At 39.5% G+C, this 22,339-nt stretch carries 21 protein-coding genes and 1 other RNA gene; 16 read left to right on the top strand and 6 right to left on the bottom strand.

The window, feature by feature from the left end; translation table 11 throughout:
- Positions 1-89: 89 nt before the first annotated feature.
- The 3 genes from G8782_RS10230 (at position 90) to G8782_RS10240 (ending at position 2,429) form a co-directional block, all read left to right on the top strand.
- Positions 90-809, top strand: coding sequence for an Rv1352/Rv1906c domain-containing protein (locus tag G8782_RS10230; RefSeq protein ID WP_172370865.1), 720 nt, complete (start codon positions 90-92; stop codon positions 807-809).
- 174 nt (positions 810-983) lie between these two features.
- Positions 984-1,418 carry a MarR family winged helix-turn-helix transcriptional regulator gene (locus tag G8782_RS10235; protein WP_172370866.1) on the top strand — a complete coding sequence of 145 codons (435 nt, stop codon included), beginning with the start codon at positions 984-986 and terminating at the stop codon, positions 1,416-1,418.
- A 24-nt stretch (positions 1,419-1,442) separates the two neighbouring features.
- Positions 1,443-2,429, top strand: a complete 987-nt coding sequence (locus tag G8782_RS10240; RefSeq protein WP_172370867.1) for a ring-cleaving dioxygenase — start codon at positions 1,443-1,445, stop codon at positions 2,427-2,429.
- A gap of 70 nt (positions 2,430-2,499) precedes the next feature.
- On the opposite strand, the gene G8782_RS10245 is transcribed toward G8782_RS10240, so the two are convergent.
- Positions 2,500-2,883 carry a VOC family protein gene (locus G8782_RS10245; RefSeq protein ID WP_172370868.1) on the bottom strand — a complete coding sequence of 128 codons (384 nt, stop codon included), beginning with the start codon at positions 2,881-2,883 and terminating at the stop codon, positions 2,500-2,502.
- 338 nt (positions 2,884-3,221) lie between these two features.
- On the opposite strand from G8782_RS10245, the gene G8782_RS10250 reads away from it, so the two are divergent.
- A complete protein-coding gene (locus tag G8782_RS10250) occupies positions 3,222-4,958 on the top strand; it encodes a sulfate adenylyltransferase (protein ID WP_246231632.1) in 1,737 nt (578 codons plus the stop codon).
- A gap of 100 nt (positions 4,959-5,058) precedes the next feature.
- Positions 5,059-5,274 (top strand): hypothetical protein, encoded by a 216-nt coding sequence (locus G8782_RS10255; protein ID WP_172370869.1) that lies wholly within the window; start codon positions 5,059-5,061, stop codon positions 5,272-5,274.
- A 46-nt stretch (positions 5,275-5,320) separates the two neighbouring features.
- On the opposite strand, the gene G8782_RS10260 is transcribed toward G8782_RS10255, so the two are convergent.
- A complete protein-coding gene (locus G8782_RS10260; protein ID WP_172370870.1) occupies positions 5,321-6,238 on the bottom strand; it encodes an aldo/keto reductase in 918 nt (305 codons plus the stop codon).
- A 222-nt stretch (positions 6,239-6,460) separates the two neighbouring features.
- Here G8782_RS10260 and G8782_RS10265 point away from each other — a divergent pair, with 222 nt between their 5' ends.
- Positions 6,461-7,294, top strand: coding sequence for an alpha/beta fold hydrolase (locus G8782_RS10265; RefSeq protein WP_172370871.1), 834 nt, complete (start codon positions 6,461-6,463; stop codon positions 7,292-7,294).
- A 110-nt stretch (positions 7,295-7,404) separates the two neighbouring features.
- The gene (locus tag G8782_RS10270; RefSeq protein ID WP_172370872.1) at positions 7,405-9,078 is read left to right on the top strand and encodes a ribonuclease J; all 1,674 of its coding nucleotides are present in this window, start codon (positions 7,405-7,407) and stop codon (positions 9,076-9,078) included.
- Between the two features lie 117 nt (positions 9,079-9,195).
- Here the strand turns inward: G8782_RS10270 and G8782_RS10275 are convergent, their stop codons facing one another.
- Both G8782_RS10275 and G8782_RS10280 read right to left on the bottom strand, forming a co-directional pair.
- On the bottom strand, positions 9,196-9,405 hold the full coding sequence (locus G8782_RS10275; RefSeq protein ID WP_172370873.1) for a hypothetical protein: 210 nt from the start codon (positions 9,403-9,405) through the stop codon (positions 9,196-9,198).
- 197 nt (positions 9,406-9,602) lie between these two features.
- Positions 9,603-10,499, bottom strand: a complete 897-nt coding sequence (locus G8782_RS10280) for a LysM peptidoglycan-binding and 3D domain-containing protein (RefSeq protein ID WP_172370874.1) — start codon at positions 10,497-10,499, stop codon at positions 9,603-9,605.
- Positions 10,500-10,788: 289 nt separating this feature from the next.
- Here G8782_RS10280 and G8782_RS10285 point away from each other — a divergent pair, with 289 nt between their 5' ends.
- On the top strand, positions 10,789-12,858 hold the full coding sequence (locus tag G8782_RS10285; RefSeq protein WP_172370875.1) for a catalase: 2,070 nt from the start codon (positions 10,789-10,791) through the stop codon (positions 12,856-12,858).
- Positions 12,859-12,897: 39 nt separating this feature from the next.
- On the opposite strand, the gene G8782_RS10290 is transcribed toward G8782_RS10285, so the two are convergent.
- Both G8782_RS10290 and ssrS read right to left on the bottom strand, forming a co-directional pair.
- Positions 12,898-13,452, bottom strand: coding sequence for an SLOG family protein (locus G8782_RS10290; protein WP_216667845.1), 555 nt, complete (start codon positions 13,450-13,452; stop codon positions 12,898-12,900).
- A gap of 73 nt (positions 13,453-13,525) precedes the next feature.
- Positions 13,526-13,716: non-coding RNA, 6S RNA (gene ssrS / locus G8782_RS10295), on the bottom strand.
- A 122-nt stretch (positions 13,717-13,838) separates the two neighbouring features.
- Here ssrS and G8782_RS10300 point away from each other — a divergent pair.
- The 8 genes from G8782_RS10300 to G8782_RS10335 all read left to right on the top strand — a co-directional run bounded on the left by G8782_RS10300 (position 13,839) and on the right by G8782_RS10335 (position 22,339).
- The gene (locus G8782_RS10300; protein WP_172370876.1) at positions 13,839-14,459 is read left to right on the top strand and encodes a hypothetical protein; all 621 of its coding nucleotides are present in this window, start codon (positions 13,839-13,841) and stop codon (positions 14,457-14,459) included.
- A 161-nt stretch (positions 14,460-14,620) separates the two neighbouring features.
- Positions 14,621-15,244 (top strand): TetR family transcriptional regulator, encoded by a 624-nt coding sequence (locus G8782_RS10305; RefSeq protein WP_172370877.1) that lies wholly within the window; start codon positions 14,621-14,623, stop codon positions 15,242-15,244.
- 30 nt (positions 15,245-15,274) lie between these two features.
- On the top strand, positions 15,275-16,180 hold the full coding sequence (locus G8782_RS10310) for an ABC transporter ATP-binding protein (RefSeq protein ID WP_172370878.1): 906 nt from the start codon (positions 15,275-15,277) through the stop codon (positions 16,178-16,180).
- Positions 16,180-17,784, top strand: coding sequence for an ABC transporter permease (locus tag G8782_RS10315; RefSeq protein WP_172370879.1), 1,605 nt, complete (start codon positions 16,180-16,182; stop codon positions 17,782-17,784). The genes G8782_RS10310 and G8782_RS10315 overlap by 1 nt, the downstream gene beginning before the upstream one ends.
- A 379-nt stretch (positions 17,785-18,163) precedes the next feature.
- Positions 18,164-19,072, top strand: coding sequence for a homoserine O-acetyltransferase MetA (gene metA, locus G8782_RS10320; RefSeq protein WP_172370880.1), 909 nt, complete (start codon positions 18,164-18,166; stop codon positions 19,070-19,072).
- 656 nt (positions 19,073-19,728) lie between these two features.
- A complete protein-coding gene (locus G8782_RS10325; RefSeq protein WP_172370881.1) occupies positions 19,729-19,968 on the top strand; it encodes a ferredoxin family protein in 240 nt (79 codons plus the stop codon).
- Between the two features lie 439 nt (positions 19,969-20,407).
- Positions 20,408-21,394, top strand: coding sequence for a S8 family peptidase (locus tag G8782_RS10330; RefSeq protein WP_172370882.1), 987 nt, complete (start codon positions 20,408-20,410; stop codon positions 21,392-21,394).
- Between the two features lie 198 nt (positions 21,395-21,592).
- A complete protein-coding gene (locus tag G8782_RS10335) occupies positions 21,593-22,339 on the top strand; it encodes a DeoR/GlpR family DNA-binding transcription regulator (protein ID WP_172370883.1) in 747 nt (248 codons plus the stop codon).

Genomic DNA, 22,339 nt, shown 5'->3' on the forward strand with positions numbered 1-22,339 from the left:
TTGGGCTACTATTAAATAGCAATATGAATTAAATAAACGTTTAGCAATTCACTTTGTTGTGAATGCAAATCTAATTAGGGGGAGTTCAAATGGAAAAAGTAAAAAAGCCGTTTTATAAAAAATGGTGGGTATGGTTAATTGCAGTAATTTTTGTGGTTGCTGTTGCATCAAGCGGGGATGACAGTGAAGTGGTAAAGGAAGATGGTCAGAGTAAGGCAGAGGCTTCTGCACCAGTAACCGATAAAGAAAAAGATGACACGAAAGTAGATGAAGCTAAAGAAAATGAAACAGATGCAAATGATGGAGTCGAAGAGGAAGAAGTAGCTACGACTTCAGCAATAAAAGCAGGGACTTATAAAGTTGGAGCGGATCTACCTGCGGGAGAGTATTTGGTGTTTTCAAATGGGCACACCTATATTGAAAGTGCAAAAGATAGCTCAGGAAATCTAGATAGTATCATCTTTAATGATAATCTTATGAACAATGCTCATGCATATGTAACTTTAAATGAAGGCGAATATTTTAAAATGACAGGTGGCGAAATGTATCCGGTTGAGGATGCGAAATCTGTTATTCCAGAAGATGGCCTATATCAAGACGGCATGTATAAAGTCGGAAAGGATATTTCAGCGGGTGAATATAAGGTTATATTGACAAGCGATCTTGGCATGGGGTACCTAGAAGTCAGTGCAGATAGTAGCCATCAGTTAGGCAGCATCATTACTAATGACAACGTCCAGGCCGACACCTATATTACAGTTAAGGAAAATCAATATTTGAAGCTTCAAGGGTTAGAAATTCAAAAATAATCATTAGCACAGAACAAGAAGTCCACCAAAGTTGAGTATGGTGGACTCTTGTCTTTTTTTATTCCGGCATTTTTCAGAACCCTAAACGCTTCTGTTGACAAAGCAATCCATTTCGTGTTATATTTACCTCGAATTAAAGATACTTGAATTCAAACTAGTTTAGGAGTGATACCATTGAAGGTTGCTACAGATGAATTAAAAGCTGTTACTGTCATACTTCGTACCTCCCAAGCAATTCAAGAAGTCATCCGTAAAGATGTTGCTAATTATGGATTAAACCCAACTGAATTCTCTGTTTTAGAGTTGTTGTATCACAAAGGTGATCAACCAACACAAATGATTGGAAAAAAGGTTCTTCTTACAAGCGGCAGTATCACCTATGTCGTGGATAAGCTCGTGAATAAGAACTATGTGATGCGTAAAGCCTGTCCAAAGGATCGACGCGTAACTTATGCAGCACTAACCGATAGCGGGAAGGAATTAATGAATCGAATCTTTCCTAAGCATGAACTCATGATGGAGAGAGTTTTTGAGCAGTTAGAGGCAGATGAAATTAACAAGACAATCGAATTGTTAAAGAGGATTGGATATAGAGCACAAAGTATTTAACTTAGTACTAGGAGGACGAACATAATGAACCATTTAAAAGGAATTCACCATGTAACCGCAATTACAAGCAGTGCAGAAAAAAACTATGAATTTTTCACGTATGTACTAGGCATACGTTTAGTGAAGAAAACCGTCAACCAGGATGACATTCAAACATATCATTTGTTTTTTGCGGATGATAAAGGCAGTGCCGGTACAGATATGACGTTTTTTGATTTCCCGAATATCCCGAAAGGTGTTCACGGAACAAATGAAATTTCAAAAACATCATTCCGAGTTCCGACAGATGCCGCGCTTGATTATTGGGAGAAACGTTTTAATCGTTTGGAAGTAAAGCACACGGGTATTAAAGAACAGTTTGGCAAAAAGACATTATCCTTTGTTGATTTTGATGATCAGCATTATCAATTGATTTCGGATGAGTTTAACGAAGGTGTAGAATCAGGAACGCCTTGGCAAAAAGGACCGATCCCTCTCGAGTTTGCGATTACTGGTTTAGGACCTATTTTTGTCCGCATTGCTGAATTTGATTATTTCAAAGAAGTATTGGAAAAAGTGATGGTCTTTAAGGAAATTGCACAAGAAGGTTCTTATCATTTATTCGAAGGCGGAAAGGGTGGAAATGGCGCTCGAATAATTGTCGAACATAATACGGTGTTGCCGATTGCTCGACAAGGTTACGGCACTGTTCACCATGCGGCATTCCGTGTAGAAGACCGTGCTGTGCTAGATGAATGGACAAACAGACTTGAAAGCTTCGGTTTCCAAACTTCTGGTTTTGTAGATCGTTTCTTTTTCGGGTCGCTCTATGCACGCGTTGCGCCGCAAATCTTATTTGAATTTGCAACAGATGGTCCTGGTTTTATGGGGGACGAGCCATACGAAACCCTCGGTGAAATCCTTTCACTACCGCCATTCTTGGAGCCGAAAAGAGAGCAAATCGAGAATTTGGTGAGACCTATTGATACTGTAAGAAGCACGATTGATTTTAAAAAAGAATATGAAGAATAATCGTATTTAGGCGATAATTATATAGAGACCCCCTTCTAACAACATTTTGGTTAGAAGGGGGATTTTTAATTTATTCGTCTTTCTCCATAACAGCAAAATAATTTTCCTCATAATCGGCGAAATTAAATACTCGACCCGAAGGCAAGCTCACAATTTCTCCGACTGTGATGTTTTGATTTGTTAAGTGGGCATGGAATTCCTCAAGATTTTCCGTGAAGAACATTAAAGACGGTGTTCCAAGGTTTAATTCAGGTTGCATCTTCGCAATTAACTCCTTATTGTGAAGGACTAATGTTGTTTCTGCCTCTTTTGACGGGGCAATTTCATACCATTTCATACCTTGTCCATTATCTTCTTCGGATTTCACATTAAAACCAACAACTTCTGTCCAAAACCTTACAGCTTCCTCTTGGTTATTGACATATAACATGATTTGACCAACTTTACTGATCAATGTACCCACTCCTTTTTTGATAGTTCACTTTCGTATCTTTTCGGCAAAGCGACATCATAATATAAATGTGACAACCTTTCATTGATTAAAATATAACATATTAACCCATATACTTCCGCATATAATTACACGAATATTATAATTAACATAAGATTTTGCTTTTTTTATAAACAAACATGTGGTAAGATTCAGAATAAGATTATAAACTTCTACGCATTTATTTCTAAATGAAAGGGGTAATTTAGTTGATGCGATAAGGGAAGTTTATAAGGAATTTACAAATTGCCATTTCTTAATTTAATAGACTTGGGCAATATGAATGGGGAGGAATGGAAACAATGAGTGAGAGCATGACAACTTTGACAGTAAAAAATAGGTTTGAGGACTATCCGCAGCAACCGCATGGCGGGGAATTGGTTGACAGGGTCCTGACTGGAAGCGAGCTTGAAGAAGCAGTTATCCGTGCTAAAACTTTACCGACGATTATGGTTGATTTAGAGGCAGTTATTACGCTTGAAATGATTGCGACAGGCGTACTATCGCCAAATGAAGGTTTCATGAATGAAGTGGACTATAAATCTGTTCTTACTGTGGGCCGCTTGTCAAATGGATTGGTATGGCCTGTGCCTTTAAGTTTTGCTCCAATCGGCAATCGGAACAAAGAAGTGGTGAAGACACTATCGATTGGCGATGAAGTAGCGCTTTGTGATGAAAGCCATGAGCCAGTTGCAATTATGACGATAGAAGATATTTTTGATTATGATAAAGAATATCGCGCTTCTCATCTTTTTGGCACGACAGATCGAGATCATCCGGGAGTCGACGCGATTTTTAGGCGAATGGGTGATACGGCATTAGGGGGGCCGATTAAATTATTGCGCCGTGTGGACTGGGGACCATTCGAAAAACTTCGTTTGGAACCAAAGGATACTTGGCATGAGTTTTACGAAGAGAAGAAATTCCGTTCCGCTGCTGGATTTATTACCGGCGCCAATCCGTTACATAGGGGCCACGAATATATTCACAAAAATGCGCTTGAGGAAATCGATGGATTATTATTGCAACCATTGGTTGAGATGGCGAAACGTGAGTATACGCGGCATGAATTCCGAATGTTGTCGTATCGAAGTGTGTTAGATACGTATTATCCAAAAGGACGCTCGATACTAGCACCACTTAGAGTGACTTATATTTTCGCAGGTCCGCGCGAGACAGTTTTACATGCATTGATCATGAAGAATTATGGTTGTACGCATGCATTAATTGGTCGGGATCATGCGGGGATTGGTGAATATTATGATAAGTATGCGAGTCATACTATTTTTAACGAGTTTGATCCGAAAGAGTTGGGTATCGACGTTCGACTTTTCCATGAGGTTTTTTATTGTACGCGCTGTGATAGTCCGGCAACGGGACAGTCTTGTCCGCATGACGAACAATACCGCATCAATATTTCTGGAACGGGGATTCGCGAGATGCTTCGTCACGGAATCATGCCGCCGAAAGAAATTGTCCGTCCTGAATCAGCTCGTATTGCGATACAAGGGGTACAACCGAAAGGGCTTGACGAGAACGATGTCTCCATTTCACCTGTAGGAAAAACGATTAAAAGTATGTTCCCATTCTATTTGGATAGAGTCAGACTCGGTGGGCGAAAGCGTGCTACTCCGTTAACCGTGGAGGAACTGACGAATCTCGATTTAGAAAATGTGAATTTAGATGTACGCTCTAACGCTGATCGTATTTACCGCGAAGTTTTCGAAGAGTTTACTAATGTAGGAGATACAAACCGGAATCTTCAACCGGAATGGGTGGCGGATGCTCGGGACGCTGTACGGTCTCAACAGCAGATGGTCATCCAAGACTTGGAAGAAAAAATCGTCCAAGCGCCTGTTGTCGCTTCTGACGAATTTATGTACCAAGATAAGGAAGAAGCGGAACGCGAGTTAGAAGTTGCGAAAAAGATTCTTGCCGATATGCCAAAAGTTCTTCGCTCGGAAGATATCGAATATCGAAGTTGGAACCTATTACCATATAACCGATACCGCGGCAGTGACGAACCGAAAGATAAGTGAAAATAAGTACACGTCCACCAACCTGTTTTTCTGGTTGGTGGATGTTTGCGTTTAGGGCTATACTACAGTGAAATATACTTTTATAGAGGAGAAAAATGCTATGATGGAATTCAAAGTGACGTATTTTTTTGACGAGGAGCATTATATAAGAAGATTTATTCACACGGAATCCCGAGAAACAGCGGAGAAACTCATTCAAAGTGAACGTGATCAATACATTTCATTCACTGACAGTAGAGGGATTTATCACGAATTGAATACGAAGGGTGTTCGCGTGACTCAAATCGCCGAATATCACAGGATGGATAAGTTTTAAAAAAATAGAACTCAACTAGGGGGGACAAGTTGAGTTCCTATTTTAGTTAAGGCAGTTCATTTCCCGCCGACCGGTAAATTTCATACCATTCTTCACGCGTCAAAACAATTTCAGACGCTTTCGCGATATTTGTTAGCCTTTCTGGATTCATCGTCCCCACAACAGGTTGAATTTTAGCCGGATGACGCAAAATCCACGAGGTAGCGATTGCTGACTTGGTAACTTCATATTTCTCGCTAATTTCTTGAAGTTTTGCATTCAGCTCTGGGAATTGTTCATTATCTATAAAAACTCCTTTAGATAGACCGCTTTGGAATGGAGACCAAGCTTGAATGGTCATGTCGTTCAAGCGACTGTAATCTAGTATGCTTCCATCACGGTTTACCGCAGTTTCATGCAAGGTATTGACTTGCAAACCCGCGTCAATCATGCAGGTATGCATAATGCTTAATTGTAATTGATTGGCAATTAAATCTTGTTCGACATACTTTTTTAATAGTTCGATTTGGTACGGGTTTTGATTGCTAACGCCAAAATGGCGTACTTTTCCACTCTCTTTTAATTGGGTAAAAGCTTCTGCGACTTCTTCAGGTTCAAAAAGAGCGTCTGGACGATGCAGTAAAAGAACGTCGATGTAATCGGTTTTTAGTCGCTTAAGACTTCCATCTACAGCCGTCAAAATATGTTCTTTGGAGAAATCATAAAAACCTTTACGAATCCCGGCCTTTGTCTGTATGAACATTTTTTCACGAATTGCAGGATTCATATCAACAGCATCCGCAAAAATCTCTTCCGATTTACCGCCAGCATATATATCAGCATGATCAAAGAAGTCAATGCCAACTTCCAATGCATTATGTATGACATTTGCCGCTTCGTTTTTCGATAGTTTTCCCAGTCGCATGCAACCGAGAGAAATAGCAGAGACATTCAGCTCGCTAGTACCTAATTTGATTTTCTTCAATAAAACCCCTTCTTTCACTTGACATTATAATTAATAGTATACCATTATTAGTGTGGAATTATTTTCGGTCCATGCTATAATATTATTGTATATATAATAATTTGTGTGTTAGTTGGAGAATTAACGATTTTCATAGGCAAACGGAAAGCAAGATTCCGTTCTCTAATGTATCATCCAAGAAGATTACTACAAACGTATTTTATAGAACGGAGCAGTGCTTAATTGCTACATTATAAAACTCATATTTTAAGCCCGTCGCATGAGTGGGTTGTATTTCTCCACGGACTCGGCGGCAATTCAAATATTTGGTACAAACAAGTGAAGGATTTTAAAAAGCAATTTAATCTACTATTTATAGACTTAAAAGGACATGGCGGTTCTGTTGATTATAAACCGGAGTTGCTTAAGTATACATCTGAGGGACTTGCTGAAGATGTTGTTGATGTTTTGGATTTTTTATTGATTAACAAGGCTCATTTTGCGGGAATAAGTTTAGGTTCAGTCGTTTTGCACAGTTTGCACATCCACGCTCCTGAACGGATAAAAAGCATGGTTTTGGGCGGCGCGATTATCCGATTTACGAAGTTTGCGAAAATGCTCTTGAAAACGGGCGATATGATTAAAGGTCTTGTGCCGTATATGTGGCTCTATAAGCTATTTGCATGGATTCTCATGCCGAAAAAACATCATCAACTTTCGAGAAATTTGTTCATTCGAGAAGCAAAAAAGCTTAGACGTAAAGAGTTTATCCGATGGTACAAGTTTGCGGCAACTGTTCCGGATATTTATCCGCTAGTTGATACTGAAAAGAATGTAATTCCTAAGATTTATATCATGGGAAGCCAAGATTATATGTTCATAGGGCCAGTGAAAGAAGACACAGTAAAAGACAAAGCGGCTACTGTACATGTTATTGATAAGTGCGGCCATGTTTGCAACATCGAAAAACATGAAGAGTTCAATCAAGTTGCCATAGACTTTTTTAACAATCGAATTCAATTGAAAGAAAAGAATGTTCCTGTTCCAAAACCAATCAGGCGTTATGTGACAATCTAATCATTCAAAGCGAAGCTTGCCATTTATCTTTGGCAGGCTTTTTTATTATCATAATTCACTTCTTCAAGGGCATACTTTATGTATTCATGTAAGGTAGGAGGATTTTATTCTTGAAGACGAATGAAAATACGTTGTCAATATTCGCTTTAGGCGGTATTAATGAAATCGGGAAAAATATGTATGTCATCCAATATGAAGACGACATACTTGTGATTGACTGCGGCTCTAAGTTTCCTGATGAAAGTTTGATGGGAATCGATTTGATCATCCAAGATATTTCCTATTTGAAAGAAAACCAAGAAAAAATTCGTGCAATCATTGTTACGCACGGCCATGAGGATCATATCGGAGGAATTCCGTATCTTTTGAAACAAATCAATATGCCGATTTATGCTTCTCGTTTAACGTTAGGGTTAATCGAACTTAGATTAAAAGAACATGGGTTGTTAAGAAATACTGAGTTGCAGATGGTAACTGGCGATTCAAAATTGGATTTTGGAACGATGCAGGTAGAATTTTTTAAAACACACCATAGCATACCTGATTGTTTGGGCATCGTGTTTCAAACGCCTCAGGGAGCTATTGTGCATACAGGCGATTTCAAATTCGATTTTACACCTGTAAATGATGATAATGCCGATATTCATAAAATGGCTGAAATCGGTCGTAAAGGTGTTTTGCTATTATTGTCAGAAAGCACGAATGCTGAGCGTCCAGGTTTTAATCCTTCTGAACAGTTGATTGGCGAGCATATTGTAGATGCTTTTCAAAAGGCGCGAAGAAAAATATTCATTTCGACTTTTGCGTCGAATGTGAGTCGGGTGCAACAAATCGTCGACGCGGCGGAAAAGACGAACCGAAAGCTGGCATTGCTCGGCCGCAGTATGGTGAACGTGGTGAAAGTTGCTTCAGAGCTTGGTTATTTAACGGTCCCAGAAGGCATGCTCATAGAGAAACATGAAATAAATCGCATGGATCCCGAACGCGTCGCGATTCTTTGTACAGGAAGTCAGGGGGAACCAATGGCGGCATTGTCACGGCTATCGAGTTCCAATTTCCGACAAGTAGAAGTTTTGCATGATGATACAGTAATTTTTGCATCTTCCCCCATACCAGGAAACGAAAAAAGTGTTTCTCGCATTATTGATAATCTATATCTCCTCGGGGCAAATGTGATTTATGGTTCGGGCAGTGAAACGGGTATGCACGTTTCAGGTCATGCTTGTCAAGAAGAGTTAAAACTGATGTTGACATTAATGAAACCGAAATATTTCATCCCGGTTCATGGGGAGTACAGAATGCTCCACCATCACAAATTATTAGCCGAATCAGTTGGCGTGGAAAGCGAAAACATCTTCGTTATTAATAATGGAGATGTTGTTGATCTCACTGATAAAGTGGCCCGTCAAACGCGAAGTATACAAGCGGGGCATATTTTTGTCGACGGTCTGGGCATCGGCGATGTGGGTAACATGGTATTGCGTGACCGAAAACTTCTTTCTGAAGAGGGCATGCTTGTGATTGTCTTGAAAGTAGGTAAATCGGATGGCCAACTCATCGCTGATCCCGACACGATCTCCCGTGGTTTCGTTTATAGCCGTGACGCCGAAGAACTGATGAGTGAAATAAACGATTTAGTCATTAAAACAGTGGCTACATTAGAAAAAGCAAATGGAAATCGACAAAATATTATCAGGCAAAGTATCAAAAAAGAGGTCGACAAGTTTTTATATGCCCGGACCAAGAGAAGGCCAATGATTTTGCCGATTATAATTGAGATGTGAGTAACGCTGTTAACGGGAATGTTGTTGCGTCGCAATTTATTCTCGTATCGCGTGGGGTGCTCTCGTTACGCAGCCGGTTGTGCTCGTAACGTTTTCGCGCCCGATTTTATTCCCGTATCACATAGGTTTGCTCCCGTAACGCACGCGGTTATTCCCGTAACGCACGCGGTTATTCCCGTAACGCGATAGTTTATCCCGTAACGTTTTCGCGCCCGATTTTATTCCCGTATCGCATGGGTTTGCTCCCGTAACGCATGCGGTTATTCCCGTAACGCGATAGTTTATTCCCGTAACGTTTTCGCGCCCGATTTTATTCCCGTATCGCACGGGTTTGCTCCCGTAACGCACACGGTTATTATCGTAACGCGATAGTTTTTTCCCGTAACGTTTTCGCGCCCGATTTTATTCCCGTATCGCATGGGTTTGCTCCTGTAACGCATACGGTTATTCCCGTAACGGTTTTGCGGTACTGTATAAACATAAAAAAAGCAACTATCCCTATAGAAGATAGTTGCTTTTGTCGTTTAGTCTAAAATTTTGATCTTAACTGTTCGCCGTCCCCAGTTGAGCGCATCTGCCTTGTGTTGTATGAAAACGTCGATGATGTTTCCTTTGATGGCGCCGCCAATATCGCCTGCGATGGCTTCGCCGTATCCTTCAACCCAGACGCGTGATCCAAGTGGAATCACTCTCGGGTCTACTGCGATTACTTTTTGGTTCGGATTGGATCGCAAGTCGATTCCGGTATAGGTGATTCCCGAGCATCCTTCGCAATATGCAGTATACGCCGTTGCAGTCATTGTCATCTCTCGCCCACTCGTACTCGTTGGTGGCGCTTTTGCAACTGTTGCTGTCGGTGCTTTTGTCTCTGCCTTTGCGGTTGGCGGTGGTGGTTGGGATTTTATCCTGGTCGGATGCAATTCAATATTCGCCACTGCGATTGAACTTTTTTCTCCGCTGACTGTTAATTGATCATTTGGATAGATTAAGTAACTCGTAATCTGATTCCATGCAATTAAATCATTCAATGAAATATCATGATCTTTAGCAATCTTAGAGAGTGTATCTCCTTTTTTAACAATATACTTTTTAACCTCTTTTTTCGCCTTACTCTCTTTCGCCTTAACCTCTTTAACTTCTTCTGTCTTAATCATAATCTTCTGATCCGGATGGATTAGACTGCTATTTAGCTCGTTCCAAACAATTAAATCTTTCACGCTCACATCTTTTTTCTCTGCTATCGCCCATAATGTATCTCCAGGTTGCACTTTATATATGATTGATGAAGGTTCAGGGTCGGGTTGAAACACCAAATCAGAATCAAACTCGGATATTGGCAGGGGCAGTGCAGATACTTGTTCACTGACAAAGCTTATAGCCAAGGCTGAAATAATCGCAAACACTATAATGTATTTTTTCATACTAATAAACTTCCTCCTCGTTTTAAAAATAGTGACATATCAACTAATCGATAGTTCACATGTGCACATTTTCATTTCCCAAAAGCACCTCTTGGCGATGGAGAGATGTTATTTCTCTACGAATAGTAGTAACCATGGCTACTAGAATATATACATTTAAGTGTTTGTCACTAGTAAATGTAATATTTGTAATAATTTCTTTCTAGTGAAATTAAACATTGTTTTGTGTTTGAAAGAACATAATGAGAAGTTTCTGCGAGGCATACATATAGTAGAAGAGATTGTGAATATGAAAGGGGATTTTGTGACAGATCACAAGAAAACCGATATTGAAAATAAGAAAGACAGGCAATTGGAGCAATTTCGGGTGGTGGACAAAGGAAAACGAATGACGACCAATCAGGGGCTGAAAGTATCAGAAGATGAAAACTCGTTAAAGGCCGGCGTTCGTGGTCCGACACTTATAGAGGATTTTCATTTCCGAGAAAAGATGACCCATTTTGATCATGAGAGAATTCCAGAAAGAGTTGTACATGCAAGAGGATTTGCCGCTCACGGGGAATTTGAACTGTATGAATCGATGAAAGAATATACGAAAGCGAAATTTCTTCAAGTACCTGGAACCAAAACCCCTACCTTCACTAGATTTTCGACAGTTGTCGGCAGTCGTGGATCTGCAGATACGGTAAGAGATGTACGCGGATTTGCCACTAAGTTTTATACGGAAGAAGGAATATACGACCTCGTCGGAAATAACATTCCGATATTTTTCATACAAGATGCTATGAAATTTCCGGATGTGGTCCACGCAATAAAACCCGAACCCGATAATGAAATACCGCAAGCTTCTTCAGCACATGATACATTTTGGGATTTCGTTGCCAACAACCAAGAATCCGCTGCCATGATTATGTGGTTAATGTCTGATCGTGCCATACCAAGAAGCTTTCGGATGATGGAAGGCTTCGGTGTCCATACATTCAGATTTGTCAATGACGAAGGAAAAGCGCATTTTGTGAAGTTCCATTGGAAACCGGTATTGGGCATCCATTCGCTTGTATGGGATGAAGCGCAGAAAATAGCAGGCAAAAACCCGGATTTTCACCGGATCGATTTATGGGAATCCATCGAAAATGGGAACTATCCGGAGTTCTTGTTAGGTGTTCAAATTATTGAAGAGTCGGATGAGTTCATGTTTGATTTCGACATTCTAGATGCCACGAAAATTTGGCCGGAAGAGATTGTGCCTGTAAAAATAATCGGCAAGTTACAATTGAATAAAAACGTTGATAATTTCTTTGCGGAAACGGAGCAAGTCGCATTTCATCCGGGGAATATAGTTCCGGGAATCGATTTTACGAACGATCCGCTTCTCCAAGGAAGATTATTTTCTTATATTGATACCCAATTGATTCGTCTAGGCGGCCCGAATTTTACAGAAATCCCGATCAACCGTCCTGTTTCGCCTGTCCACAATAATCAGCGTGATGGCTATCATCGAATGACGATTAATGTGGGGAAGGTAGCGTATCATAAAAATTCGCTTGCAAACAATACACCTGCAACTTCAACTGCGGAGGAAGGCGGTTTCGTCCATTATCAAGAAAAAGTTGAAGGGAGAGTCATTCAGGCGCGAAGCGATTCGTTTAAGGATCACTTTTCCCAAGCACGATTATTTTGGAATAGCATGTCTCCTCCAGAGAAACAGCATATTATGAATGCGTTTATATTTGAAGTCGGGAAAGTGAAAAGTAAGAGCGTCAAGCAACAAGTTGTCGATATGTTCGTTCATGTCGATAAGGAACTGGCCGCCACAATTGCAGATCATGTTGGCGTGAATCTTCCAAAAGGAGAACAATCAAAAGTTAGTGAAACATCACCCGCGCTCAGTCAAGCAAACACGAAATTTTATCCGTATACGTTAAGGGTCGGTGTGTTAATCGGAAATGGCTTTGATGCGGCTGAAGTGAGAACGGTCGTTACAGCTTTGTTGAACTCGGGCGTGCATGTCGATTTGATTGGAGAAAAGTTGGGGATTGTCCGAAGCAAGGACAATGTAAAAGGGAAAGTAACGCAAACATTCCTGACGACGGATCCTGTCTTATACGACGCGCTTTACGTCGTTGGTGGAAAAGCTGAAAACGATGCGAAGTTTCAAAGCGATATTGAGTACTATATCAATGAAGCATTTAAACATTACAAGCCTATTGGAATCGCGACGGGAGGGAACGAATACTTTGAAGCATCCGATGCAAAAGGAGGACCGGGAATTGTTTTTGCTTCGGATAATGAGGAATTTGAAAAGAATTTTATTCAAGCAATTGCCAAACAACGTTTTTGGAATCGTGATATATATTAAATATAAAAGCTGCTATCCTGGATTTTGGATAGCAGCTTTTCAATACCAATTTTTCATCTGTTCTTCTTCGGCAATTGCATTTAAGTCGTCCGGTGTAATTGTAAGCACTTGGTAATCTGTTGATTCCGCGAAGCGATCGGCAGCTTCTTTTATGAACTTCGGAGATCCCTCATTTTCAGAATCATAAAGAATAAGCATGCCATCAGAATTTCGAAGGAAAAACTTGTTTTTCTCGACAAACTGCCAAGGCGCTTCGTATGGCGTAGATGTAAGGCTTACGTGGTAATCCGCGTTTGCAATGATTTCATTGTATTTCATTTTATTTGCATCGTTCCAGTTCTTCTCTTGTTCAAGAAAAGGCGTAATGACTGCATATTTCAAGTCCGGGTAAAAATCTTTTAATTCGAGGACGACCTCAACCGCCCAAGCCTCGACTCCAAGTTGACCGCTCACGATCACCCATTCTAGCCCTTCGTCCAATAAATCAAGAAATCGGCTTTTAATCGCTTTTTTTATATAATCAATTCCCGGGTGCTTATCATCGAATATCCCGAGTTCATGTTGTTTATAACCTGTTACCACTAACCGTTTCAAAGTAAATTCCACTCCAATCCGACTAAATAAAAAAGCCAGCTTCCACTGGAAACTGACTGAATGTAACTTATGTAGGTAAGCCGCCTCTGCCGTATTTATATAGAAAGTTTTAAACCACCACTCCTCAAAGTGGGTGTTCGCAGAAATTTTCCTGTTCGTCCTCATTAATGATGAACGAGGCATATCATTCCAATTTCGATGTAAAACTCCCTGTTTCAGTATAAAGGTTAAAACTTAATAGTCATACGAACAATGCAGCTTGTTACGTTAGTATACACCATTTTACACCATCAATCAATGTTTAATATTTCCTCTCTGATTATCGTTTATCCTTTTTTTATAATCTTGCATAAGATAAGACTACACGCGATTGGAGGTAAAAAGCGATGGGCTTATTTATAAATAACAAGAAGCACCCTGCCATTTATAAAAATCATGACAAACTCACGGAACCTAACCAGGCCGTTTTTAAACAAGACTATCTGTCCGAATTAATCGAAAAACAAAATCGGGCAAATGCTGAATTACAAAATTCACTGCAGACATTGGAGAAGTCATTAAAGAAACAAAATCGATTACAAGCGACTAGGGTGAAGAGAATAAGTTATGATGTTCGGGAATTAGCCGATAGACAGTTTGAACAAATCGATATTGGATATGATGTCACGAATTTATTGGAAACGCAGAGTAAACGCAATGCCGAATTAGCTGTAAAAATGGAGCAACAAATGGAATTGCAGCGAGATATGGTTCAGCAAATTGCTAATCAGGAAAGTTTTCAACAAGAAGTGATCAATCGTTTGGAAAATCAGGAAGCATTGACGGAGAAACTAATGAGGAAAGTCGATAATTTTCGTTCCATACTTTATGAACGCACTCATTTTCTCGCTGATAAAATCGAAGAGGGATATACCGCCACATCTACGTACGTTCACGAATTAGTTTCGAGCACAGCATTGCCGCCGCTTCGGTACAAATTGAAAGATAGCGAGAAAAAGGTTGATTAGAAAGAGTGTCAGTCACAAATGATATTTGTGATTCTGACATTCTTTTTTGATACATAATTTTAGTTTCATAATTATCAAAAAACAATTGACCAAATTGGTCGACACGTGTTATTATGAAGTCGACCGGATTGGTCTACTAGAGTTGTAGCGGGGGTATTAAAGTGACAACGAAATTTGAAAATGTAGAAGTTGAAAAACAAAAAAACATTCTTAATGCAGCACTTAAGGAGTTTGCGGAAAAAGGATACGAACAAGCTTCGACCAACCAAATTGTAAAAGATGCGGGTATTGGGAAAGGAATGCTGTTCTATTATTTTACATCCAAGAAAAAACTATATTCTTATTTAGTCGATTATTGCATCGATATTTTGGAAAAAGAATATCTTGAACGAGTTGATTATTCTCATACGGATTTATTTGAAAGATTGAAAGTCATATCTAAAGTTAAATGGGGATTTCTTGTAAAATATCCAGAAGCGATTAATTTCATCTCTGCGCTTTTTTTGAAGAATCCAGACCAACTTGAATCTGAATTGAATAAAAAATTTCAAGCTATACAAGAAAAATGGACTGCCGTTCTTTATGAAGATATAGATTTCTCCCTATTTAGGGACGATATTGATTCTGTAAAGGCATTGGAAGTAGTTCAGTGGTCAATTCATGGATATGAAGAAAGTTTAAAACGACGTTTTTGTGATCAAGTAATTTCTGAAATTGATTATGAAATATATTTCGAAGAATTTTACGAGTATGTTGATGTGTTGAAAACCGTTTTTTACAAATAAAATACTGCTTGGACAACTGGAGGATCAGAAATGACGATTTTAGAAATTAACAACTTAACGAAGAAGTTTGGGAGTTTTACTGCCTTGGATAACGTTAATCTAAAAGTCGAAAAAGGAGAAATTTGTGGTTTCATCGGTCCGAATGGTGCTGGAAAGTCCACAACAATTCGTATATTGCTGGGAATTTTAAAGGCTACAGAAGGTAGAGCGAAGATTTTCGGAAAAGATGCATGGGCAGATGCAGTTGAAATTCATAAAAGAATTGCGTACGTACCGGGGGATGTAAACCTATGGCCGAACTTAACGGGCGGGGAAGTTATTGATCTATTTATAAAACTGCGAGGGACAAATAATAAAAGTAGACGTGAGGAGTTAATAAAGCGATTTGACTTGGATCCTACGAAAAAATGTAGAACGTATTCAAAAGGGAACCGGCAAAAAGTCGCTTTAATTGCGGCGTTATCGTCAGATGCGGATTTATATATTTTAGATGAACCGACATCAGGGCTTGATCCGTTAATGGAACGCGTTTTTCAAGAATGTATACTGGAAGCGAAAAATGCAGGAAAAAGCGTGTTGCTTTCTAGTCATATCTTATCTGAAGTTGAAAAGCTGTGCGATAAAGTTGCAATTATTCGTGAGGGGAAAATTATTGAAACAGGTTCATTAATTGATTTAAGGCACTTAACGAGAGCGCATTTACATGTTCAAACGAAATTGCCAATGACATCGTTGCATGAAGTGGTAGGAGTGCATGATGTAGAAGTGGATGGGCAATCGTATTCCATCCATGTTGATAGTGAAGAGTTGGATGAAGTGATGAAATATGTAAGTCAATATGGGATTATTGGATTGGAAAGTGCTCCACCGACGTTAGAAGATTTATTTATGCGCCATTATGAAGGAGTTTCGGTAGGAGTCGGAGGTGCTGTCTAATGTCAAATCAACTCTTTACGAAAACAGGCATTCTTTCGCGTTTCATATTACGAAGAGATCGTTTGCGTATTTGGATTTGGTTGTTTGGATTAGTAGCTATTACTTTATTAGTCGCACAGACATTTGTTGATTTGTACGGGTCAGAAGAGGAAAGACAAGCAATCGCTGAAACGATGCTAAATCCAGCGATGACAGCAATGGTTGGTCCAGCCTATGGAATTGATAACTATACGATCGGGGCTATGTTTGCCCATGAAATGTTTCTATTTACCGCCATTGCATTTGGGCTTATGAGTATATTATTGGTAGCGCGTCATACTCGGGCGGATGAGGAAGATGGTCAGATTGAAATGATTCGTTCATTGCCGACGGGGCGTTTGTCGAATTTGGCTTCAACCGTTTTAGTTATGAACGGCGTGAATGTCCTAATTGCTCTCCTAATTGGTTTTGGATTGTATGGGATGGGCATTGAAAGCATGGATTTAGAAGGATCGCTATTATACGGAGCCGCTTTAGGGGCAACGGGAATATTTTTTACTGCAGTAACAGCTGTTTTTGCACAACTCACGGAAAACGTACGTGGCACGATTGGATTCGCTTTTACGGTATTAGGCGTTTCTTACCTTGTTCGTGCTGTAGGCGATGTCGGAAATGAGATGCTTTCTTGGTTATCGCCGTTGGGCTGGGTTTTAAACACCGAAGTGTTTGTGAGTAATTATTGGTGGCCATTGGTGTTAACGATTATTACGGCATTGCTCTTGGTTCTATTAGCATTCTACTTAAACGCGATAAGAGATTTGGGGTCTGGATTTTTACCGGCGAAATCTGGAAGAAGACATGCTTCGAAGTTTTTGCAAAGCCCACTTGGCCTTATGGTCAGGCTTCAGCGTACGAGTTTAATCGCTTGGGGAATTGGCATGTTCATTCTCGGCGCGTCTTATGGTTCTGTATTCGGGGAACTAGAGACCTTTTTTGGGGATAATGAGATGTTGGCAGAGCTCATTGCGCCTATCGAAGGATTTTCGTTAACGGATCAATTCATACCGATGATAATGTCGATTATGGCAATGTTGAGTACTATTCCGGCTTTGATGGCAATGAATAAACTTATAGGCGAGGAAAAAAAGAATCGAACGGAACATATGCTAGGGCGTGCGGTTTCTCGGACGCGTTTGATAGCAAGTTCACTTGTCGTGTCGATTGTGACTAGTTTTGTAATGCTATCGCTAGCTGCAATCGGATTGTGGTCTGCGGGAAATGCTGTCATGGAAGAGGGTCTAGAGTTTGGAACACTTTATGGTGCGGCGATGGTTCATCTTCCGGCAATGTGGATGATAATTGGTTTGGCAGCATTGTTTATCGGAGCTGTTCCGAAATTTATTGGCCTGACGTGGTTATACTTAATCTATTCGTTCATTGTTGTCTATTTAGGCGGGTTACTTCAGTTACCAGATTGGCTTGGCAATCTATCGCCGTTTGGTCAAATTCCAAACATACCAGTCGAGGATATGGACTATATGAAAGTATCGATTTTAGTTGTTATTGCGATGTTTGCGGCTGTGATCGGTTTTGTTGGATATAATAGACGGGATATTGAAGGGTGAATTGAAAACGGATAACTTTGCTGAGTACTTGAATGCTTTATTATTCAAGTGCTCTTTTTTGGGGGCCGTTGATTTCCATTGCGGGCGGATTCCGAACTGATTCCGCGGGAGTCGCCGACCTACACTTCAATCAACTAGTTTCTCTGTTCTGAGAGATTTAGTTGTATGAGCATCTGGATTTTGTATGGGTAGAAGGTCCTGACTTGCAAGCAAATTTATTTAAGTGCAAGCAAAACACTTACGAGTGCAAGGGAAAACCATCGGAGTGCAAGCAAACCACTTGTGCGTGCAATCAAAATGCTCGAATTAATCGAAAATAGTGTATACTATTGAGAAATGATAAATACATATAATGAAAAGGTAAAAGGGGAGAATGTTTTTGCCAATAAATATACCTAAAGGATTGCCAGCGCGACAATTATTAAAGGAAGAAAAGATATTTGTCATGGATGAGGATCGTGCAAGGACTCAGGATATTCGTCCGCTTAGTATTGCGATTTTGAATTTGATGCCTGAGAAAGAACGCACGGAGTTGCAATTGCTGCGATTATTGGGAAACACGCCGCTTCAAGTTAATGTGACTTTTTTATATACGGCAACCCATAACTCTAAAAACATTAGCAAATCGCATCTAGATAATTTTTATGAAACATTTGAAGATGTCAAGACTCGCCGTTTTGATGGACTCATCATTACAGGTGCGCCGATTGAACATTTACAATTTGAGGATGTTAATTATTGGAATGAATTAACAGACATTATGGACTGGTCGAAAGACAATGTGACGTCGGTTTTACATATTTGTTGGGGGGCACAGGCCGCGCTTTATCATCATTATGGAATTGATAAATATGAATTGCCCGAGAAATGTTCAGGGGTGTTCACTCATAGTTTATCAGATGCGACAGTGAAACTTGTTCAAGGGTTTAATGATGAATTCAATGCGCCGCATTCACGTTATACGACTGTTTCTTCGGAAGAAATTAGGAAGAACCCGAATTTGACATTACTTGCTGAGTCTGATGATGCGGGTGCTTTTATAATCATGTCGAATGATGAAAAACATATTATGATCACCGGACATTTGGAATACGATGCGGGTACGCTTGCTGAAGAATATGAAAGAGATGTAGCGAAAGGCATCAAAATCCATGTTCCGGAAAATTACTTTCCGAATGATGATCCGACGAGGAAACCGTTAAATACGTGGCGATCTCACACGCATTTGCTCTTTTCGAATTGGTTGAATTATTATGTATACCAAGAAACGCCTTATGAGTGGAAATGAAGATCGAGGTGTAATTTGCTGTGAAAAAAAGAAATACTGGTTTTTTCTTAATCGTTATCGGAATGATTTTCTATGTTATCTCCAAAATCCTTACATTAACTCCAGTAATGTGGAAAATATTCTTTACGATAAATATTACATTGAACGCAGTAGGTGCCATAATACTTTTACTTTATATAAGGGAAGAAACGAAGAGAAACAAAGATTAAATTGGAAAAGGGATATTCTCATTTCGAGAATATCCCTTTGTTTTTATAGGTAACATTAAATTTTTGAATTGATTTTTCATCTCAAGTGTTTGAGAGAATAATTTCCATAGAAAGTATGCACTTTCTTAACCGCGGTAATTTGCTCCACTAGGCGTCTTCTACCTAAGCAACGTAAACCCTGCCTACTTTTACGTCCTTGCGACCCTATAGTCGCGCCAGTGTGAATAAGTATATCAAAAACATTACGTAGAATGCCAGAACATCAAAACTCATTTGTTACCCAACTTCTCAACTGATTAAGTATATCATATTACTTTGTAAATGTCAACAACATTGTTTTAGTTCGTTCATATCGCACACATTGGGGTTTTTATTTTCCTCAAAGTATATTAAACTTAATGGTAGAAGCTATAGAGAAGCTGAAAAATAATAAAGGGGGCGTATATGATGGCCTATGTGATAACATCTGCTTGTATTACGGAAAAAGCAGCGGATTGCGTTATGGTATGTCCGGTTGATTGTATCGAAGAGGGCGAAGATCAGTTTTTCATCGACCCAGATGTTTGTATAGATTGCGGGGCTTGTGTAGCGGCTTGTCCGGTTGAAGCGATTTACCACGAAGAAGATTTACTTGATGAGGACCTGCATTTCTTAGAAAAAGCGAAAACATTTTATAATATTGCCTAACTTACTATAAAGATATTCTCATTAACTAGAGAATATCTTTTTTTCTAAATAAAAATCATGAATAATTATGAAGGGGGAGTTCATGCTGCATCCGAAACTGAGTAAAAAGATTCATTTCTGCATTATATGGTTTGAATGTTATCTAAATGGGTAAAAAAAGAAATAACCTCAAGTATGTCACCAATGAAACCTGCATAGCTGGTTGTTAATCGTTGACTTCATTGCCACGCAGTTTATACGATCAGTCAAGCCTATATTCTGCTAACTTACTATCAATGCCAAACACCTATTAATCCTTTGCCACTCCAAAATAGATATCTTCTTTTAATTCGATTTTCGTAAAATTACGGTTTAAATCATTTCATTTTTACTCAATTAACCACTAGCACCATTTTTGGTGGACTATAGATTTACCTATTAAATTATGAGGAGGAGAAAGATGGAGAAATTTGTTCGTGTTATTCCATTCCGGATTGATCAAGAGGTAAATGAAGTAAATGAAATGCCGAAAGGAATCGAATTGATTCAGGCTCCGAAAATTTGGCCGGAAACGAAAGGGGAAGGTGTGACTATTGCAGTTCTGGATACAGGGTGCGATATAGACCACCCAAATCTACAAGACCGAATTATAGGCGGGAGAAATTTCACAGATGATGACGGAGGTAATCCTGAAATATATAATGACTATAATGGCCATGGCACCCATATATGCGGAACGCTTGCGGCAAGTGAAAAAGATGTTGGAGTAGTCGGGGTCGCTCCTGAAGCGAATTTGTTGATTGTGAAAGTTCTTAACGAACAAGGTTCAGGCCAATATGATTGGATTATCGCTGGTATTCATTATGCAATTGAACAAAAAGCAGATATTATTTCAATGTCGCTTGGAGGACCTGATGACAATCATGAACTTTATGAAGCAGTAAAACTAGCAATTTCACATAATATCTTGGTCGTTTGCGCTGCTGGGAATGAGGGGGATGGCAATGATAGTACAGATGAATTCGCATATCCAGGCTGCTATAATGAGGTTATTTGTGTAGGAGCCATTAATTTTGAGCGACTTTCTAGCGATTTTTCAAGTTCTCATAATGAAATTGATTTAGTGGCGCCAGGGGAAGAAATTTTATCGACATATTTAAATGGAAAATATGCTACATTAAGCGGAACATCCATGGCTGCCCCTCATGTATCCGGAGCACTCGCCCTCATTAAGGTTTGGGCGACTAATTATTTCGGAAGGGATCTTTCTGAGCCGGAGTTGTACGCTCAACTAATCAAACGAACTGTTCCGCTCGGCTTTTCTCCAAAACTCGAGGGAAACGGAGTTATCTATTTGACAGTCTTAGAGCATCTTGGCAAGGTGTTTGATCAAGAGTTTGTTGATAAGGTTTTACATGACTGTTCGGCTAAAAAGTCATTAATTTGATCGGTTTTGTTTTCTCCCTTCTACATCTCTTTTTGCGGGGGCAATCTGATATAACGATTAACCAAAGGATTGGCGTGTCATGTAAACGCTGATCCTTTTATTATTCAATCATATGACTGATTTTGAATGAATTTGATTGACTTTGAATTGTTTCTGAATTACTATAAAATTAATAGGTGAAATCGAGGTGGAGATAACTTGTTGACGACTGAACGACAAGAAGTGATTTTAAATTTATTGGCAGAAAAGAAAACGATTAAAATACAAGATGTCATTGATGTTACAAACGCTTCAGAGTCTACCATTAGGCGTGATTTGACGGAGCTTGAAAATCAACATAAACTAACAAGGATTCACGGTGGTGCTACTGTAAATGAAAGAAAAATACATGAACATAGCATTCTAGATAAATCAACCAGAAACCTTCAAGAGAAAATTGATATTGCAAAGTATGCTTCATCATTGATTGAAGATGAAGATTGCATTTATCTCGATGCGGGGACGACGACACTTCAAATTATTCCATTTTTAGTTCATAAGGAAGTTGTAGTTGTGACGAATGGCTTTACTCACGTTGAGGCTTTAGTAAAGCATGGGATCACTACATATTTAACTGGTGGGTTCGTCAAAGGGAAGACGAGTGCGCTTGTCGGACCGCAAACGATTCAATCGCTGGAAAATTATCGTTTTGATAAGTGTTTTTTAGGTGCGAATGGTTTCCATGAAGAGTTTGGCTATACGACACCAGATCCTGAAGAAGCCGCGGTTAAACAACTTGCGAGCAAGCTTGCTGAAAAAACGTATATCCTTGCAGATCAATCAAAATATGGAAAAGTAAGCTTTGCAAAAATTGATGATCTAGAGAATGCAGCTTTACTGACAGGAAACCTAGAAAACCATACGATTGAGAAATTGAAGAAAATGACAACAGTGAAGGTGATTTAA

Source organism: Sporosarcina jiandibaonis, from assembly GCF_013184495.1.
In the GTDB taxonomy this organism is placed as follows: domain Bacteria; phylum Bacillota; class Bacilli; order Bacillales_A; family Planococcaceae; genus Sporosarcina; species Sporosarcina jiandibaonis.

What these genes read in the sequence shown, in the direction of transcription:
- G8782_RS10250 (WP_246231632.1), top strand. Translation starts at nt 3,222, where the DNA reads ATGAGTGAGAGCATGACAACTTTGACAGTAAAAAATAGGTTTGAGGAC.
- G8782_RS10240 (WP_172370867.1), top strand. Translation starts at nt 1,443, where the DNA reads ATGAACCATTTAAAAGGAATTCACCATGTAACCGCAATTACAAGCAGT.
- G8782_RS10310 (WP_172370878.1), top strand. Translation starts at nt 15,275, where the DNA reads ATGACGATTTTAGAAATTAACAACTTAACGAAGAAGTTTGGGAGTTTT.
- G8782_RS10330 (WP_172370882.1), top strand. Translation starts at nt 20,408, where the DNA reads ATGGAGAAATTTGTTCGTGTTATTCCATTCCGGATTGATCAAGAGGTA.
- G8782_RS10300 (WP_172370876.1), top strand. Translation starts at nt 13,839, where the DNA reads ATGGGCTTATTTATAAATAACAAGAAGCACCCTGCCATTTATAAAAAT.
- G8782_RS10255 (WP_172370869.1), top strand. Translation starts at nt 5,059, where the DNA reads ATGATGGAATTCAAAGTGACGTATTTTTTTGACGAGGAGCATTATATA.
- G8782_RS10315 (WP_172370879.1), top strand. Translation starts at nt 16,180, where the DNA reads ATGTCAAATCAACTCTTTACGAAAACAGGCATTCTTTCGCGTTTCATA.
- G8782_RS10285 (WP_172370875.1), top strand. Translation starts at nt 10,789, where the DNA reads ATGAAAGGGGATTTTGTGACAGATCACAAGAAAACCGATATTGAAAAT.
- G8782_RS10280 (WP_172370874.1), bottom strand. Translation starts at nt 10,499, where the DNA reads ATGAAAAAATACATTATAGTGTTTGCGATTATTTCAGCCTTGGCTATA.
- G8782_RS10230 (WP_172370865.1), top strand. Translation starts at nt 90, where the DNA reads ATGGAAAAAGTAAAAAAGCCGTTTTATAAAAAATGGTGGGTATGGTTA.
- G8782_RS10325 (WP_172370881.1), top strand. Translation starts at nt 19,729, where the DNA reads ATGGCCTATGTGATAACATCTGCTTGTATTACGGAAAAAGCAGCGGAT.